Raw genomic sequence first — 14,256 nt, forward strand, 5'->3', positions numbered from 1 at the left:
TCTAGACCGACAAGGGTTAAACCTCCCTTGAAGCAGGTGACCCCGACGGGACCGCCCGGCAAGGGCGCTCGAGGCTCAGGCGAACAGGACGTCCGTCGTGCGGATCGCGCCGACCGGCATGCCATTCCAGTTCGACATGCCGTGATGGGCAAGCGTCATCAGGGCCGCCCGCTCTTCGCTATCGGCGTCGAAATGGCGGGCAAGTAGGGCTGCGATCATCGCTTCTGCGGCGCGGGTTGCGCCATCCTCGGCCTTGACGGCGAAGGAAAGGCCCTTGTCCGGGAGAAGCGCGCAGAAGACGCCCTCGGCGCCGGTCTTGGCGAAGATCCTGCCCGGTGCGACCTGCATCAGCTTGGTGCAGAAACGCTTGGTGCCGGCGACGTAGAAAGGTTCTGCCATGCAGGCATTGATCAGGCGGCGGGCGGCAGCGGCGCGCAAGGGTTCCAGGCCCTTGCCGGTGACCAGCTTGCCGAAGCCGCGCGCAAGGCCCGTGAGCGGCACGGCATAGGTCGGGATCGAGCAGCCGTCGGTGCCGCAATTGTCTCTTGAGAGCACGGCCCCGGTCAGATCCGTCATGATGGCGCGGATCGCCTCCTGCAGCGGGTGGTCGAAGCCGGCATAGCCGCGCGGGTCCTCGCCGGTGTGGCAGCATGTGCAGACGAAGCCGGAATGTTTGCCGGAGCAGTTGTTGTGGAGGGCGGTCGGCTTATCCAGCGTGCGGGCCTGATCGATCAGTACGTGTTGGTGCGAGGACCAGTGGGCGCCGCATTCGAGCACGCTTTCGTCCCTGCCGGCGGCCTTCAGCATGAAGGCTGCGGTTGCGACATGTTCCGGTTCGCCCGAATGGGAGGCGCAGGCGAGTGCGAGTTCGCGGTTTCCGAAGCCATAGGCATCCGCCGCACCGCTTTCGACCAGCGGCAGGGCCTGCATGGCCTTGCAGGCGGAACGCGGGAAAACACCGGAATCGACATCGCCGGCGGAAAAGACGATCGCGCCCTCCGCATCGATCACGACGGCCATGCCGCGATGGCGGCTCTCGACGAGTTGACCGCGCGTGACCTCGACCGTGATTGGATTTTCCATGACGTGCCTCAAAATGCCAATATTCCCTGATGCTTCTTAAAGCATGCATCGTCCTGCTGTTCGAGGTCCGGATTGAAATTTCTGCTGCGCATCGTTTCCGTCATCCTGCTTGTTTTCGTCCTGCCGACGCTGGTTTCGGCCGGGCTTTGGGCGACACGCGACCATCCGGAAGGCTGGAGTTCGGCACGATGGAGCTCGTCCGGGCTGCTGCCGACGGCCGAAGAAAGTCCGGAAGCGGCGATCTACATATTCTCGGCGATGACCGGGGGACTGAAGGGCGCGATCGCCAGCCATGCCTGGATCGTCACCAAGAACGAAAACGGCGACTATCAGCGCTATGACAAGGTGGGCTGGGGCTCACCGATCCGCCGGAACCACCGGGCACCCGATGCCTTCTGGTATTCCAACCCGCCGCGGCTCGTGGCGGAGGTGAAGGGCGAGGAGGCCAAGCGGCTGATTCCGATGGTGGAGGCGGCGATTGCCGGCTATCAATATGGCCAGCCGGGCGGCTACCGGATCTATCCGGGGCCGAACTCCAACACTTTCGTCGCGCATGTGTTGCGTGAAGTGCCGGAGCTGGGAGCAGTGCTTCCGGCCGATGCGGTCGGCCGCGACTATCTGCCTGATGGCGCCTTCTACCATCTCGACAAGGATGGCCGCGACCTGCACTTAAGCCTCGGCGGCTTTGCCGGGCTGTCGGTCGGGGTGCGCAGCGGGCTGGAGGTGAATTTCCTCGGCCTCGTGGCCGGCATCGATGTCGCGCGGCCGGGCATCAAGGTTCCGGGCTTCGGGACTGTGGGGCTTTGAGCGCCCTGCCCTTACAACAAATCCCCTGAATCAAAAGAGCCACCCGCGAGGGTGGCTCCCATGAGTTTTAGTCCTTTGTCTGGACCCGGACGGGGAAACCGCCCGAAGGAAGGCTGGATCAGGCCGAGGGCTGCCCCGTCAAAACCGCACCCTTTCCAAAGTCACACACGCAGACCGAAATCTCATTAGACATTGGATCACCTTCCTTTCGTTACGTTGCCGATGACTTGAAGGTAGGGCGGAGAAATGGATTCGACAAGGCACGTTATGTGACGTTTTGTTTGGATAATTGTGTTGCATTGCAGCGGAGTGCGATCATAATTCGCGCGCCGGCGGTTCGATCACTCGCTCTTGTGCAAGGGGCGTCAGGAACAGGCGCTCATAGCTGGTAAACGGTGGGGACTTGCCGAACCTTTGGTTGGCAGCCAAGCCATCCGGATCTTGCGCAACCTTTTGACGGTACTTCAAGTAGGATTGCTCATCTGGAAAGGTGAAGATCGCGACCACTGTGTTGGCCTCGCCATCTTGACCGGTCCCAAGAAAGCTCATCTGGGCATCGTCAGGCCTTTTCCGGGGCATGAAGTAGCCAAGGTGGTGACCTCCATGGCGCTCGATGAGTCCAACCCAGATCCTTGCATATTCTTCGAAATCTGCGATCCGGCCGGGGTCCAGCCGATAACGAATCTCACATGTGATTGGACGTCTCAGCATGGGACCTCTCGTCGGTGTCTTGGCGGTTCGCCACTGTTGGTGCAACGCCTTGCCATGGCGCAATTCGTGTTGACCGCCCAGCCTCCGGCAGCGACACTCCTGCCTGCAATGGGAGGAGCATATCATGGACGAATCCATCCGCTGGCGAAACATGCGCTCGGCGCCGCGCGACGGCAGCCGCATTCTCGTGACCATCCGCGCATCCGAACAGGGGCCTGGCGCCGTCGATCTCGTCTACTGGTCGAAGGGCGACCGGTTCGGGGCGGACGGCTGGCGGTCCTCCGACTCGACGCCGGGACTGATCGTTGCCTATGCGGAGCCGGAGCTCAAATGCTGGATGCCGCTGCCGGGGGTCAACATGGATGCCATGGTCCGTCCGCCGGCCTGGGAAGGCGAGGACGAAAAGGAGCTGGATGGCTCGGGGATCTGAGCCTCAGCGCCTCAGTCGAATATCTTGGCGATGGCGGCCTGTTCGGCCTTCTCCCAACGAGCCACGACATCTGCGACCTTGTCGATCTCCTTGTCGGTCAGGTGATGGGCGCCGTCCTTGGTGATGCGGCACAGGCTGAATGGCTTGCCGACGCTGGCGGAGGTGAGGTCGAGCGACTGCAACACGCGCAACACCGCCGCACAGCCGACATCGACAGAGCGCTTGCCGAGGCTAAAATGCGAGAGCAGCGAGCCCGCCTGCTGGGCCATGGCCGCCCCACTGCCGATCGCGTGGAAACCAATATCTGCATAATGTCCGATCATGCCCGACGGGGTGATTTCGATGATCCACGGCTCACCATCCCGCCATCCGGCCGCCATGACATAGGCCGAGGGCGTGCCGCCGCCTTCCTCGCCGGGCACGTCGAGAATGAAGGTGTCGTAGTGATGGCGAAGGATCGGCAGGACCTGGCTCTGCAGGGCACGGCCGATGTCCGGCGCCTCGAGGATCGCCGCACTGTTTTCGTTGAAGCTGCGCTCTACGTCTGTCAGCACCGAGCGGGCGCCGCTGCCGGCCCAGGCGGCGTCGGTGCCGAGAGGGTGAAGCTTCTGGGCCGGATAGGTCATACCGCGCCCCTTGTCGGTGATCTGGGAATCCGATCCCATGACCACGCCATCTTCACACACGGTGGCAAGCACGACAGTCATGTTGCAGTCCTTTCAATTTCAGCGTCTCCGACGCCCGACTAGCCACCTCTCAGCGGCCGCGATAGATCGTCGTCTCGACGTTCAGAACAATGTGGGGGAACACATCATCCGCTTCTCCTAGACGCCTTCGGCCCTCAAGCCGTTCCAATCAGGCCCCGCTTTTCGCCTCCACCGGCGCAGACTTGGCCGGGCATGGCCTGCACAGACGGCCTGCCCAGAGAGGGGCTTTTCGCGCTAAGCTCCGACCAGCCAAAGATTCTCGAGGGAGGAAACATTGAGCCGCGATATCATTCTGGTCGATCCATTGCCGAGGACACTCGACCTGATCATGGAACCGTCCGTCCGGGCACGGCTCGAGGCGCTGGGCGAGGTGATCGTGTCAGAGGATCGCCCAATGCCGGCCGAAGACGTAGAGCGGTATCTTGCCGATACCGTCTTGATCTTCGGCCAGACCGACATGCCGAGAGAGCGTCTGGACAGGGCGCCGAGGCTGAAGGCGATCATCAATGTCGAATCGAATTTCCTGCCCAACATCGACTATCAGGCCTGTGTCGAACGCGGGATCTGGGTGATCACGCCGGCCTCGGCCTTTGCCTCGCCGGTGGCGGAGGCAGCACTTGCCATGGCGCTCGATCTCGCCCGCGGGATCACGGCGGCGGATCGTGATTTTCGCCAGGGCGTCGAGCGCTATGGGCTGGAGGGCAACGCGCACACCTTCCGTTTTGCCGGCGCACCCGTCGGGATCATAGGCTTTGGCGATCTCGGCCATGCATTTCGTGACCTGATCCGCCCGTTCAAGAACAGGGTTCGCGTCTTCGATCCCTGGCTTCCCCGGGAGATCATCGAAGGCCAGGATTGCGAACCGTCGACGCTCGACGAGGTGCTCAGCGAAAGCCAGGTGGTCTTCGTGTTTGCGAGCGTCACCAGCGAGAATGAAGGCTTCATCGGCAGCAGAGAATTCGCGATGATGAAGCCGGGGGCCGCCTTCCTGCTGATGAGCAGGGCTGCCGTCGTCGACTTTCCGGCGATGATCGAAGCGGCGCAATCCGGCCATATCAAGGTGGCAACGGACGTCTTTCCGGAGGAGCCTGTTGCGGCCGACGATCCCGTGCGCCAGGCGGCGGGCATTCTCTTATCTGCCCACAGAACCGGCGGCACGCGGGACGCCTTCTATGCGCTGGGGTCGATGGCCGTTGCCGATGCCGAACTGATCATGAAGGGCCTGCCGCCCCGCCTCTGCCGCCGCGCCGACCCGGCAACGGCCAGCCGGCTGCGGTCGAAGCCGGTGACGGTGTCGTGATGGTGGGGTCGGCATTGAATGGGTAGCCGGCATCCGGTCCAAAGGTCATCGCGTATCGAGATATCAGATTTTACCGTCCGGCCTGACCGAATGTTAAGCTCCCCTGCCTCAAGATCCTGGTCGTTGTGTGCCCCTTGCGGGTTCAAACATGTCCGTGAGGGATTTGACGTGCGTGACAGAGAGACCGACGATGTCTTCAAGACGCTGGTATCGGAGTTGCATTCAACGCTCACCCCGACGACGATCATGGGGATCACCATCCTTGCCGTCGGGCTTTTCGCCTATGAGAGCCTTCAGAGCACACCGCTCCTGATTGCGACGATCGCCGCTACCCTTGCCTCCCTTGGCAAGATCGCCGTTTCCCTGGCGCATAGACGCGCTGACGCTACGAAGCGCTCAACGGTTGCGGATGCCGCGCGCTGGGAAAAGCTGCAGGGCCTTTTCATCTTTGTCATTGCGGCTTGTGTGGGTACTCTCGCCACCGTCGCCTTTGCCTACCGGGACCTGTCGGTCCATATGCTTGCCGTAGCGCTCACCTTTGGATACTGCGCCGGAGTGACGGTCAGGATATCCGTTCGGCCATTTATCGCCGCGACCGCCATCTTGCTTGCAGCCCTGCCGCCGACACTCTCGGTCATGCTGTATGGCGATACGGCCCACTGGATTTTGAGCCTGCTGTGCGTGATCTTCCTGATTGCCGCAATGCAGAGCATGCTGCATGTGTATCGAACGACCATACGGCAAATCCGCCTGTTTCTCGACATGGAGCATCAGGCACGCCACGATCCGCTGACGGGGCTTTTGAACCGCAAAGCGCTGTGCGAGGCCTATCTGAGCCTCGGTACCGCTGACGATGTGCTCACCTGCGTGCATTGTTTCGACCTTGACGGTTTCAAGAGCGTCAATGATCGCTTTGGCCATGCGGTGGGCGATACCTTGCTGGCTGAGATCGCCGGGCGGCTGCGGGAGAGCCTGGATCCACCTGCTCTTGCCATTCGGATTGGCGGCGATGAATTTGTCATCCTTCACCCCGATGTTCGGGATCCCGCCGATGCCGAAGCCCTGGCGCGCAGGGTCGTTGCACTTCTCGGCATGCCTTACCAGATTGCCGGTGATGAGATCACCATCGGCATCAGCCTCGGTTATACGATGGCCATTTCCGGATCTGTGGATCTGGAACAGATGATGGTCACAGCGGATAAGGCGTCTTACCGCGCCAAACGAAACGGCGGCGGCATTGACCGTGAAATTCCCGCAACGCTGGACCTTGGGAAGTTCTCTGTAGCCGCATGATCGCCGCTCGTGACGCGCCCGCCTCTCTCAAGCGGCGCTCGCCTCACCCCAGCTTCAGCACGATCTTGCCGATATGTTCTGAGCTTTCCATCAGCCGGTGCGCCTCGACGACTTGCTCGAAGGGAAGGACCGTATGGATGACCGGGCCGAGTTCGCCGCTTTCCAGGCGGGGCCAGACTTCCGTCATCAGATCATCGCGAATGGCGCGTTTTTCTTCCGGGCTGCGCGGGCGCATGGTCGAGCCGGTGACCGTGAGGCGCTTGGTCATGATCGGGGCAAGGCTCGCCTTTTCGACGGTCGAGCCGCCGAGGAAGGCGATGATCGAGAGACAGCCGTCCTTGGCGAGGACCTGGAGATTGCGGTCGAAATAGGCAGCACCGATCATGTCGAGCACGACATCAACGCCCTTGCCTTGGGTCTCTTCCTTGACGATCTCGACGAAATCCTCGGCCTTGTAATTGATCGCCCTTGCGGCACCGAGATCCATGCAGGCGGCACATTTTTCCGCCGAGCCGGCGGTGGTGTAGACGGTTGCGCCGAAGGACTTTGCGAGCTGGATGGCCGTCGTGCCGATGCCTGAGGATCCGCCATGGATGAGGACGGTCTCGCCTTCGGTCAGCCCGGCCATCTGGAAGAGATTGGCCCAGACGGTGAAGAAGGTTTCCGGCAGTGCTGCCGCCTTCACGGCATCATAACCCTTCGGAAACGGCATGGCCTGACTTGCCGGCACGGCACAGTATTCGGCGTAACCGCCGCCATTCGCCAGCGCACAGATCCGGTCGCCGAGCTGGAAATCGGTGACGCCGGCACCGAGACCGACGATCTCGCCTGCGATCTCCAGGCCGAGAATGGGGCTTGCATCCTTCGGTGGCGGATAGGCGCCCTGGCGCTGGGCGACATCCGGCCGGTTGACGCCCGCCGCCTCGACCCTGACCAGCACTTCGCCGGGCCTCGGGCTCGGCAGCGGCCCCTCGACGAGGCGCATGACCTCCGGACCCCCATGGGTGGGCAGGTCGACATGGCGCATGGTGGCGGGCAGAGACATGGGCGGGTTCCTCGGATCAATTGCTCAAGGTGAGGCATAGAGCCTCTGAAATGCGATGAAAAGGAGGCCCTTTGTCCGACGTGACAAATGGTATCGGGTATCAGTTTCGCCGGCGTCCGCCTGCACGGCCCCTTGCCGTCAGACCCGTGGAAACCTCATTCCGAGCCACGGACTGCGATGAGCTCCGGATAGGGATAATAGCGTAGACGCTTGTCGCGGCAGCGATAATCATGAAGCGTCGAGCCGAGGATCTTGTTGTCCCGCATCGATATACCGATCACGTCAGGCTGACGCTGGCGTTCCGCGTGCCAGGCACGGACGCAAAAGGCATAAGTCTCGGTCTGCGGATCAAGCAACACGACGCTTGAAATTTCAGGTCTGACGAAATCGCCGATCTTGCCACCGTTATCCCTTACGATTTGCACGACCTGATTGCGGACAGACGACGGGGGCGGAACCTGCGATTCGGCAACGGATTGCGGCACGTCTGTCTGACAGCCCGCCAGCAGGATCAGGCAGCCGATAAAGGTTATCGATTTTTTCATAAGAGAATCCCGTTTAAAGTGCGGCGCAATCTTGCGCATCTCAAGCGGGCATTCAAGTCGTGCCGCAGGTGGCGCCATCGATCCATGGGAGGATTGCGCCGTCGAGCCCTATCAGACGTCAATCAATCCGAAGGAAAGCCCACCCTCATTCTCCTTCGCCTGCTTCTTCAAATCCGCGATCTCGCCGCTGATGCGGCTGACATCGTCGATGACGAGACCGGCGGGGAGTTCCAGCACGCCGATCGAGCAGCGCATCAGGGGGAAATCGCGTTCCAGGCCCTGGCGGTCGAGGCCCTTGATGTGTCCAGTTTGGCGATCGGCTTCGGAATAGAGGTCGATGACGTCGTCGTGGAAATCCGACAGCAGGCGGTCGAGGATTTCGGTCAGCTCCTCGCGGGACCAGTCGGTGACGCCGATGAAGAAATCATCGCCGCCGACATGGCCGAGGAAATCGCCTTCGGAGAAGAAATAGCGGCGCAGGAGGGCTGCGAAAAGCGAGATGGCGTGGTCGCCCTGGTGGAAGCCGTAATGGTCGTTGAACGGCTTGAAGTGGTCGAAATCGCAGTAGCAGAAGAAGCGGGCGCCATCGCCATCCAGTGCTGCGGAACGCATGAAATCGCGGATGGCGCGGTTGCCGGGCAGGCTCGTCAGCGGGTTCTGATCCTGGGCGGTCTTCAGCTGCTTCTCGCTCATGATGCGGATCAGCGAGGCGGCGGAGACAACGCCGGCATAGCGCATGTTTTCCGTCAGGATGACGCAGTCCGAGCCCTCCATATTGGCAAACATCGTCATCAACCGCTCGGCATCGGCATCCAGGCCGACGATCGGGGCGCGGTCGACGAAGTGCGAGATCGAGCGCTCATAGAGCTTGTTCTTCAAAAGGTCGCGGCCGAAGGGCTGATAGATGTATTCCTTCAGATGCCGCTCGTTGATGATGCCGCGCGGCTCGCCATTGGCGTTCAACACCGGGAAGAAGGACTGGCCGGGATTGCGGCGGAAGAGATCGAAGACGTGGTCGATGTTCTCGTGCTCGAAGACGGTCGGCAGCGTCTCGATCTGCTTGCGGATCAGGATCTCGTCGAGCGACTGGGTGGCGCGGCGGGCCTTGCCGACATCCTGGAGATGGGGAAAGGCGCTTTTCAGTTCCGAGACGATGGTGCTGGGGCGGGCGATATACCAGCCCTGGACGAGATCGACGCCGAATTCGCGGCAGGCGAGGAACTCGCCCTCGGTCTCGATGCCTTCGGCGATGACACGGACGCCGAGCACGTGGCAGAAGTTGACGATGTTCTTGACCAGATGGCGCTTGCGCGGATTGCTGTCGAGGCCGGCGATGAAGTGACGGTCGATCTTCACATAGTCGACTGGAAAGTCGCAGAGCAGCTTCATCTCGCCATGGCCGACGCCGAAATCATCGATGGCGAGCTTGAAGCCGGATCGGCGCAGGCGCTCGACGAGGGCCGCGAATTCCGGAACGCGCGTGTTGTCGAAGCGCTCGGAAAGCTCGAAGCAGACGGAGGACGGCGGCACATGGGCCTTGCGCAGCTGGTCGAGCAACGTATCGACGAGCGCATTGCCTTCAGGGATCAGGCGGACGTCGAGATTGAGAAAGAGTGTGGCGCCGGCGCAATCCGGCAGGGTCGCGAACTTGGCAAGCGCCCGACTTGCGACCATCTGTTCGAGGGCTAAAAGCTGGCCGGTCGAGGCCGCCTGATCGAGCAGATCGAGCGGGCTTTCGAAGCCGATCCGGTCCTGGCCGCGCATCAGGCTTTCATGGCCGAAGACAGCACCTGTGCCGACCTCGACGATCGGCTGGAAGGCGTTTTCCACGACGAGCTTGGCCAGTGTGACGAGCTGGTCACTGGCAAAACGCCTGAGCGCCCCCAAATCTTCCGCGACCCCCGCACCCATCCGCGATACTCCCAGTATGCATTTGTTTTTATGGGCGGAAATGTGGCTGAACAATCGTCAATAAAAGCTTTCCGTTGTGTGACAGTGGGATGAAAGTTTCTCGACACGACAACTGCTGGAACGGGCCCTCACCTGCCTGGATCATGACGCGAAAGGCCATGAAACGCAGGCCGTCCAGCGTTGGGTTCCGGGTCGGCAAGCAGCCAGATCGCTGGATCACCGACCGGCTTTCCGGTCTCGCTTTACCGTTAACGGCTGATCTCCACGGCCAGGAATCGCGCTGCCGTAGATTTTTTATTGATTGATCAGTCAATCAAAATTATCATGGGCGGGATAGGAGAAACCGGATGCCCAAGGTCGGAATGGAGCCAGTGCGTCGCAAGGCCCTTGTCGATGCCGCGTTGAAGACGATCGGCCATCACGGCTCGCTCACGGTCACCATGTCGGAGATCGCGCGCGAGGCGGGTGTTTCTCCGGCGCTAGCGCATCACTATTTCGGCTCGAAGGACCGCTTGCTGATCGAGACCATCCGCTCGCTGCTGCGGCAATTGCGGGCGGATGCAGTCGGCGCGCTCGGCCGGGCGCAGATGCCGCGGGAACGGGTCTCGGCGGTGATCCGCATCTCCTTCAATGCCGACCAGTTCGACCCACAGGTGGTCGCCGCCTGGCTTGCCTTCTATTCGGAGGCGCAGCGCTCGGAAGAGGTGCGTCGGCTGCTCGCGCTCTATGCGCGGCGACTGCATTCGAACCTGATGTCGGGCTTGGGGCCGCTTTGTGGCGCTGAAGACGCGGGCAGGATTGCGGATGGCGCAGCCGCCATGATCGACGGGCTCTATATCCGCCAGTCTCTGAAGGCAGCGCCGCTTTCGATTGATGCCTCTGTCGCATTGGTCGAGGATTATGTGACGGGGCAGCTGCAAGCCTTGACCGCCGAAACAATTGCCCCTCACCCTACCCTCTCCCCGCAAGCGGGGAGAGGGTGCCCAAAGGGCGGATGAGGGGCATCGCCCGACAACAAGAACATTCGAACACCCGTCTGGAGACAGGACATGAAAGCCCAACCGCAAGCCTCCCACTTCATCGACGGCGAGTATGTCGAGGATACCGATGGCACCGTCATCGAGAGCATCTATCCCGCCACCGGCGAGGTGATCGCAAGACTGCATGCGGCAACGCCTGCGATCATCGAAAAGGCGATTGCATCGGCCAAGCGGGCGCAGAAGGAATGGGCGTCCTGGAGCCCGACCGCACGGGGCCGCGTGCTCAAGAAGGCGGCCGAGATCATGCGTGAGCGCAATCGCGAGCTGTCCGAGCTCGAAACGCTCGACACCGGAAAGCCGATCCAGGAGACCATCGTCGCCGATCCGACTTCGGGCGCCGACAGTTTCGAATTCTTCGGCGGCATCATCGCGAGTGCGATGAATGGCAGCCAGATCCCGCTCGGCGGCGACTGGGCCTATACCAAGCGCGTGCCGCTCGGCGTCGTCGTCGGCATCGGTGCCTGGAACTATCCGCAGCAGATCGCCTGCTGGAAGGGGGCGCCTGCGCTTGCCGCCGGCAATGCAATCGTGTTCAAGCCGTCGGAAGTCACGCCGCTCGGCGCCTTGAAGATTGCCGAGATCCTGATCGAGGCCGGCGCGCCGAAGGGCGTCTACAATGTCATCCAGGGGGACCGCGAGACCGGGCCGCTGCTCGTTTCGCATCCTGACGTCGCCAAGGTGTCGCTGACGGGCTCCGTGCCGACGGGGCGCAAGGTGGCAGGCGCGGCTGCGTCGCAGCTGAAGCACGTGACGATGGAACTCGGCGGCAAATCGCCAATCGTCGTCTTCGACGATGCCGATATCGACAGCGCGATCTCAGGCGCCATGCTCGGCAATTTCTATTCGACCGGCCAGGTCTGCTCGAACGGCACACGCGTCTTCGTGCACAAGGCGATCAAGGAGACGTTTCTTGCGCGCCTCAAGGCCCGCACCGAGGCGATCCTGATCGGTGATCCGCAGGACGAGGCAACCCAGATGGGGCCGATGGTGTCGCTCGCTCAGCGCGAGAAGGTCCTGTCCTATATCGACAAGGGCAAGGCAGAAGGGGCGACGCTCGTGACCGGCGGCGGCATTCCGAACAGCGTGACCGGCGAAGGCTTCTACATCCAGCCGACGGTGTTTGCCGATGTCACCGACGACATGACCATCGCCCGCGAGGAGATCTTCGGGCCCGTGATGTGCGTGCTGGATTTCGAGGACGAGGCAGAGGTGATCTCGCGCGCCAACGCCACCGAATTCGGCCTGTCGGCGGGCGTGTTCACGGCGGATTTCTCGCGTGCGCACCGGGTGGTGGATCAGCTGGAGGCGGGCACGCTGTGGATCAACACCTACAATCTCTGCCCGGTCGAGATCCCCTTCGGCGGGTCCAAGCAGTCGGGCTTTGGCCGCGAAAACTCGGCAGCGGCACTGGAGCATTATTCCGAGCTGAAGACGGTTTATGTCGGCATGGGCAAGTGCGAGGCGCCGTATTGAGATGACCAGCAACACCTTCCCTCCGGGGGAGGTCCCGGGACATCACCATATTCTAGAGGCTGGGATTTTACAGCAATGAACCAAGCAGACTTCATCATCATCGGTTCCGGCTCTGCCGGTTCGGCGCTGGCCTACCGCCTCTCCGAGGACGGCAAGAACAGCGTCATGGTGCTCGAATATGGGGGATCGGATATCGGGCCGTTCATCCAGATGCCGGCGGCACTTGCCTGGCCGATGAGCATGAAGCGCTACAACTGGGGCTACCTCTCCGAGCCCGAGCCGAACCTCAACAATCGGCGCATCACAGCGCCGCGCGGCAAGGTGATCGGCGGCTCCTCTTCGATCAACGGCATGGTCTATGTGCGCGGATCGGCCGAGGATTTCGACGGCTGGGAGGAGAGTGGCGCCAAGGGCTGGGGCTATGCGGACGTGTTGCCCTACTTCAAACGCATGGAGAACTCGCATGGCGGCCAGGAAGGCTGGCGCGGCACCGACGGGCCGCTGCATGTCCAGCGTGGCCCCGCGAAGAACCCGCTGGTGCGCGCTTTCGTCGAGGCGGGACGCGAGGCAGGCTTCGAGACGACGGAAGACTATAACGGCGAGAAGCAGGAGGGCTTCGGCCTGATGGAACAGACCATCTGGCGCTCGCGCCGCTGGTCTGCCGCCAATGCCTATCTCAAACCGGCGATGAAGCGGGGCAATGTCGAGTTGGTGCGCTGCTTTGCCCGCAAGATCGTCATCGAAAATGGCCGGGCCACTGGCGTCGAAATCGAGCGCAATGGCAAAATCGAGGTGGTGAAGGCCAATCGGGAGGTCATCGTTTCCGCTTCAACCTTCAACTCGCCGAAGCTCCTGATGCTGTCAGGCATCGGCCCGGCTTATCATCTGAAGGAGATGGGCATCGAGGTGAAGCTCGACCGGCCCGGCGTTGGCGCCAACCTCATGGACCACATGGAATTCTACTTCCAGCAGGTCGCCACCAAACCCGTCTCGCTCTATTCATGGCTGCCCTGGTTCTGGCAGGGGGTTGCAGGGGCGCAATGGCTGTTCTCGGGCACCGGGCTTGGCAGCTCCAACCAGTTCGAATCCTGCGCCTTCGTGCGCTCGGCAGCCGGCGTCAAGCAGCCTGACATCCAGTTCCACTTCCTGCCCGTCGCGATCTCCTATGACGGCAAGGCGGCAGCGAGAAGCCATGGCTTCCAGGTGCATGTCGGCTACAACCACTCGAAGTCGCGCGGCGCCGTCACCTTGCGCTCGTCCGATCCGATGGCCGATCCGGTCATCAAGTTCAATTACATGAGCCACGAGGAAGACTGGATCAAGTTCCGCCATTGCGTGCGGCTCACGCGCGAAATCTTCGGGCAGAAGGCTTTCGACCCCTTCCGCGGACCGGAAATCCAGCCGGGTGAGAGCGTGCAGAGCGACGAGCAGATCGATGCCTTCCTGCGCGAGCATCTGGAGAGCGCCTATCACCCCTGCGGCACGTCGAAGATGGGCGCGAAGGACGATCCGACGGCCGTGGTCGATCCGGAATGCCGCGTCATCGGTGTCGATGGCCTGCGTGTCGTGGACTCGTCGATCTTTCCGCGGCTGACCTATGGCAACCTGAATGGTCCCTCGATCATGACGGGCGAGAAGGCGGCCGATCACATCCTTGGCAAGCAGCCCCTGCCCCGAAGCAATCAGGAGCCATGGGTCAACCCGCGCTGGGAGACCAGCGACCGGTAGCTCGGACGGCTTGAGAATTATCGATGATCTCAGCGGCACGCCGCAGCTGATTGTCACGGCTCCGGCAGGCGTCGGGGAAAAGCTGATCATGGATGACAACACGCTGATCGGCAATCCGGATGTCGAGATCTATCCGAACGAGGCCACTGCGGTGCTGGTCGACTAAAGGTCCGGCCTCTCTTC

At 62.0% G+C, this 14,256-nt stretch carries 14 protein-coding genes; 8 read left to right on the top strand and 6 right to left on the bottom strand.

The window, feature by feature from the left end; genetic code table 11:
* Nucleotides 1–75: 75 nt before the first annotated feature.
* Nucleotides 76–1,083: an asparaginase gene (locus tag BSY240_RS07515; RefSeq protein ID WP_054151146.1), complete on the bottom strand. Its 1,008-nt coding sequence runs from the start codon at nucleotides 1,081–1,083 to the stop codon at nucleotides 76–78.
* A gap of 72 nt (nucleotides 1,084–1,155) precedes the next feature.
* On the opposite strand from BSY240_RS07515, the gene BSY240_RS07520 reads away from it, so the two are divergent.
* Nucleotides 1,156–1,890 carry a DUF3750 domain-containing protein gene (locus BSY240_RS07520; RefSeq protein WP_069041885.1) on the top strand — a complete coding sequence of 245 codons (735 nt, stop codon included), beginning with the start codon at nucleotides 1,156–1,158 and terminating at the stop codon, nucleotides 1,888–1,890.
* 315 nt (nucleotides 1,891–2,205) lie between these two features.
* Here the strand turns inward: BSY240_RS07520 and BSY240_RS07525 are convergent, their stop codons facing one another.
* Entirely contained in the window at nucleotides 2,206–2,601 is a 396-nt protein-coding gene (locus BSY240_RS07525; protein ID WP_069041886.1) for an NIPSNAP family protein, read from the bottom strand.
* A gap of 124 nt (nucleotides 2,602–2,725) precedes the next feature.
* Here BSY240_RS07525 and BSY240_RS07530 point away from each other — a divergent pair, with 124 nt between their 5' ends.
* Nucleotides 2,726–3,031 carry a hypothetical protein gene (locus tag BSY240_RS07530; RefSeq protein ID WP_054151149.1) on the top strand — a complete coding sequence of 102 codons (306 nt, stop codon included), beginning with the start codon at nucleotides 2,726–2,728 and terminating at the stop codon, nucleotides 3,029–3,031.
* A gap of 11 nt (nucleotides 3,032–3,042) precedes the next feature.
* Here BSY240_RS07530 and BSY240_RS07535 read toward each other — a convergent pair whose 3' ends face one another.
* Complete coding sequence (locus BSY240_RS07535; protein ID WP_069041887.1) at nucleotides 3,043–3,738, bottom strand: proteasome protein; 696 nt, start codon at nucleotides 3,736–3,738, stop codon at nucleotides 3,043–3,045.
* A 274-nt stretch (nucleotides 3,739–4,012) separates the two neighbouring features.
* Here BSY240_RS07535 and BSY240_RS07540 point away from each other — a divergent pair, with 274 nt between their 5' ends.
* Together BSY240_RS07540 and BSY240_RS07545 are read left to right on the top strand one after the other, a co-directional pair.
* A complete protein-coding gene (locus BSY240_RS07540; protein ID WP_069041888.1) occupies nucleotides 4,013–5,038 on the top strand; it encodes a hydroxyacid dehydrogenase in 1,026 nt (341 codons plus the stop codon).
* A 168-nt stretch (nucleotides 5,039–5,206) separates the two neighbouring features.
* Nucleotides 5,207–6,331: a GGDEF domain-containing protein gene (locus tag BSY240_RS07545; RefSeq protein ID WP_069041889.1), complete on the top strand. Its 1,125-nt coding sequence runs from the start codon at nucleotides 5,207–5,209 to the stop codon at nucleotides 6,329–6,331.
* A 43-nt stretch (nucleotides 6,332–6,374) separates the two neighbouring features.
* Here the strand turns inward: BSY240_RS07545 and BSY240_RS07550 are convergent, their stop codons facing one another.
* The 3 genes from BSY240_RS07550 to BSY240_RS07560 all read right to left on the bottom strand — a co-directional run bounded on the left by BSY240_RS07550 (nucleotide 6,375) and on the right by BSY240_RS07560 (nucleotide 9,832).
* Nucleotides 6,375–7,376: an NAD(P)H-quinone oxidoreductase gene (locus tag BSY240_RS07550; RefSeq protein ID WP_069041890.1), complete on the bottom strand. Its 1,002-nt coding sequence runs from the start codon at nucleotides 7,374–7,376 to the stop codon at nucleotides 6,375–6,377.
* Nucleotides 7,377–7,531: 155 nt separating this feature from the next.
* On the bottom strand, nucleotides 7,532–7,960 hold the full coding sequence (locus BSY240_RS07555; protein WP_236759331.1) for a hypothetical protein: 429 nt from the start codon (nucleotides 7,958–7,960) through the stop codon (nucleotides 7,532–7,534).
* Nucleotides 7,961–8,032: 72 nt separating this feature from the next.
* Nucleotides 8,033–9,832, bottom strand: a complete 1,800-nt coding sequence (locus BSY240_RS07560) for a bifunctional diguanylate cyclase/phosphodiesterase (RefSeq protein WP_150127429.1) — start codon at nucleotides 9,830–9,832, stop codon at nucleotides 8,033–8,035.
* A 347-nt stretch (nucleotides 9,833–10,179) separates the two neighbouring features.
* Here BSY240_RS07560 and betI point away from each other — a divergent pair, with 347 nt between their 5' ends.
* The 4 genes from betI to BSY240_RS24115 all read left to right on the top strand — a co-directional run bounded on the left by betI (nucleotide 10,180) and on the right by BSY240_RS24115 (nucleotide 14,239).
* On the top strand, nucleotides 10,180–10,830 hold the full coding sequence (gene betI, locus BSY240_RS07565; protein ID WP_069041892.1) for a transcriptional regulator BetI: 651 nt from the start codon (nucleotides 10,180–10,182) through the stop codon (nucleotides 10,828–10,830).
* A gap of 51 nt (nucleotides 10,831–10,881) precedes the next feature.
* A complete protein-coding gene (gene betB / locus BSY240_RS07570) occupies nucleotides 10,882–12,345 on the top strand; it encodes a betaine-aldehyde dehydrogenase (RefSeq protein ID WP_069041893.1) in 1,464 nt (487 codons plus the stop codon).
* A 75-nt stretch (nucleotides 12,346–12,420) separates the two neighbouring features.
* On the top strand, nucleotides 12,421–14,073 hold the full coding sequence (gene betA, locus BSY240_RS07575; protein ID WP_069041894.1) for a choline dehydrogenase: 1,653 nt from the start codon (nucleotides 12,421–12,423) through the stop codon (nucleotides 14,071–14,073).
* A 10-nt stretch (nucleotides 14,074–14,083) separates the two neighbouring features.
* Nucleotides 14,084–14,239, top strand: coding sequence for a hypothetical protein (locus BSY240_RS24115; RefSeq protein WP_156322977.1), 156 nt, complete (start codon nucleotides 14,084–14,086; stop codon nucleotides 14,237–14,239).
* Nucleotides 14,240–14,256: the final 17 nt, after the last annotated feature.

The organism is Agrobacterium sp. RAC06 (assembly GCF_001713475.1).
Lineage (GTDB): Bacteria > Pseudomonadota > Alphaproteobacteria > Rhizobiales > Rhizobiaceae > Allorhizobium.

What these genes read in the sequence shown, in the direction of transcription:
- BSY240_RS07555 (WP_236759331.1), bottom strand. Translation starts at nt 7,960, where the DNA reads ATGCGCAAGATTGCGCCGCACTTTAAACGGGATTCTCTTATGAAAAAA.
- BSY240_RS07525 (WP_069041886.1), bottom strand. Translation starts at nt 2,601, where the DNA reads ATGCTGAGACGTCCAATCACATGTGAGATTCGTTATCGGCTGGACCCC.
- betB (WP_069041893.1), top strand. Translation starts at nt 10,882, where the DNA reads ATGAAAGCCCAACCGCAAGCCTCCCACTTCATCGACGGCGAGTATGTC.
- BSY240_RS07530 (WP_054151149.1), top strand. Translation starts at nt 2,726, where the DNA reads ATGGACGAATCCATCCGCTGGCGAAACATGCGCTCGGCGCCGCGCGAC.
- BSY240_RS07560 (WP_150127429.1), bottom strand. Translation starts at nt 9,832, where the DNA reads ATGGGTGCGGGGGTCGCGGAAGATTTGGGGGCGCTCAGGCGTTTTGCC.
- betI (WP_069041892.1), top strand. Translation starts at nt 10,180, where the DNA reads ATGCCCAAGGTCGGAATGGAGCCAGTGCGTCGCAAGGCCCTTGTCGAT.
- BSY240_RS07515 (WP_054151146.1), bottom strand. Translation starts at nt 1,083, where the DNA reads ATGGAAAATCCAATCACGGTCGAGGTCACGCGCGGTCAACTCGTCGAG.
- BSY240_RS07550 (WP_069041890.1), bottom strand. Translation starts at nt 7,376, where the DNA reads ATGTCTCTGCCCGCCACCATGCGCCATGTCGACCTGCCCACCCATGGG.
- BSY240_RS07535 (WP_069041887.1), bottom strand. Translation starts at nt 3,738, where the DNA reads ATGACTGTCGTGCTTGCCACCGTGTGTGAAGATGGCGTGGTCATGGGA.
- betA (WP_069041894.1), top strand. Translation starts at nt 12,421, where the DNA reads ATGAACCAAGCAGACTTCATCATCATCGGTTCCGGCTCTGCCGGTTCG.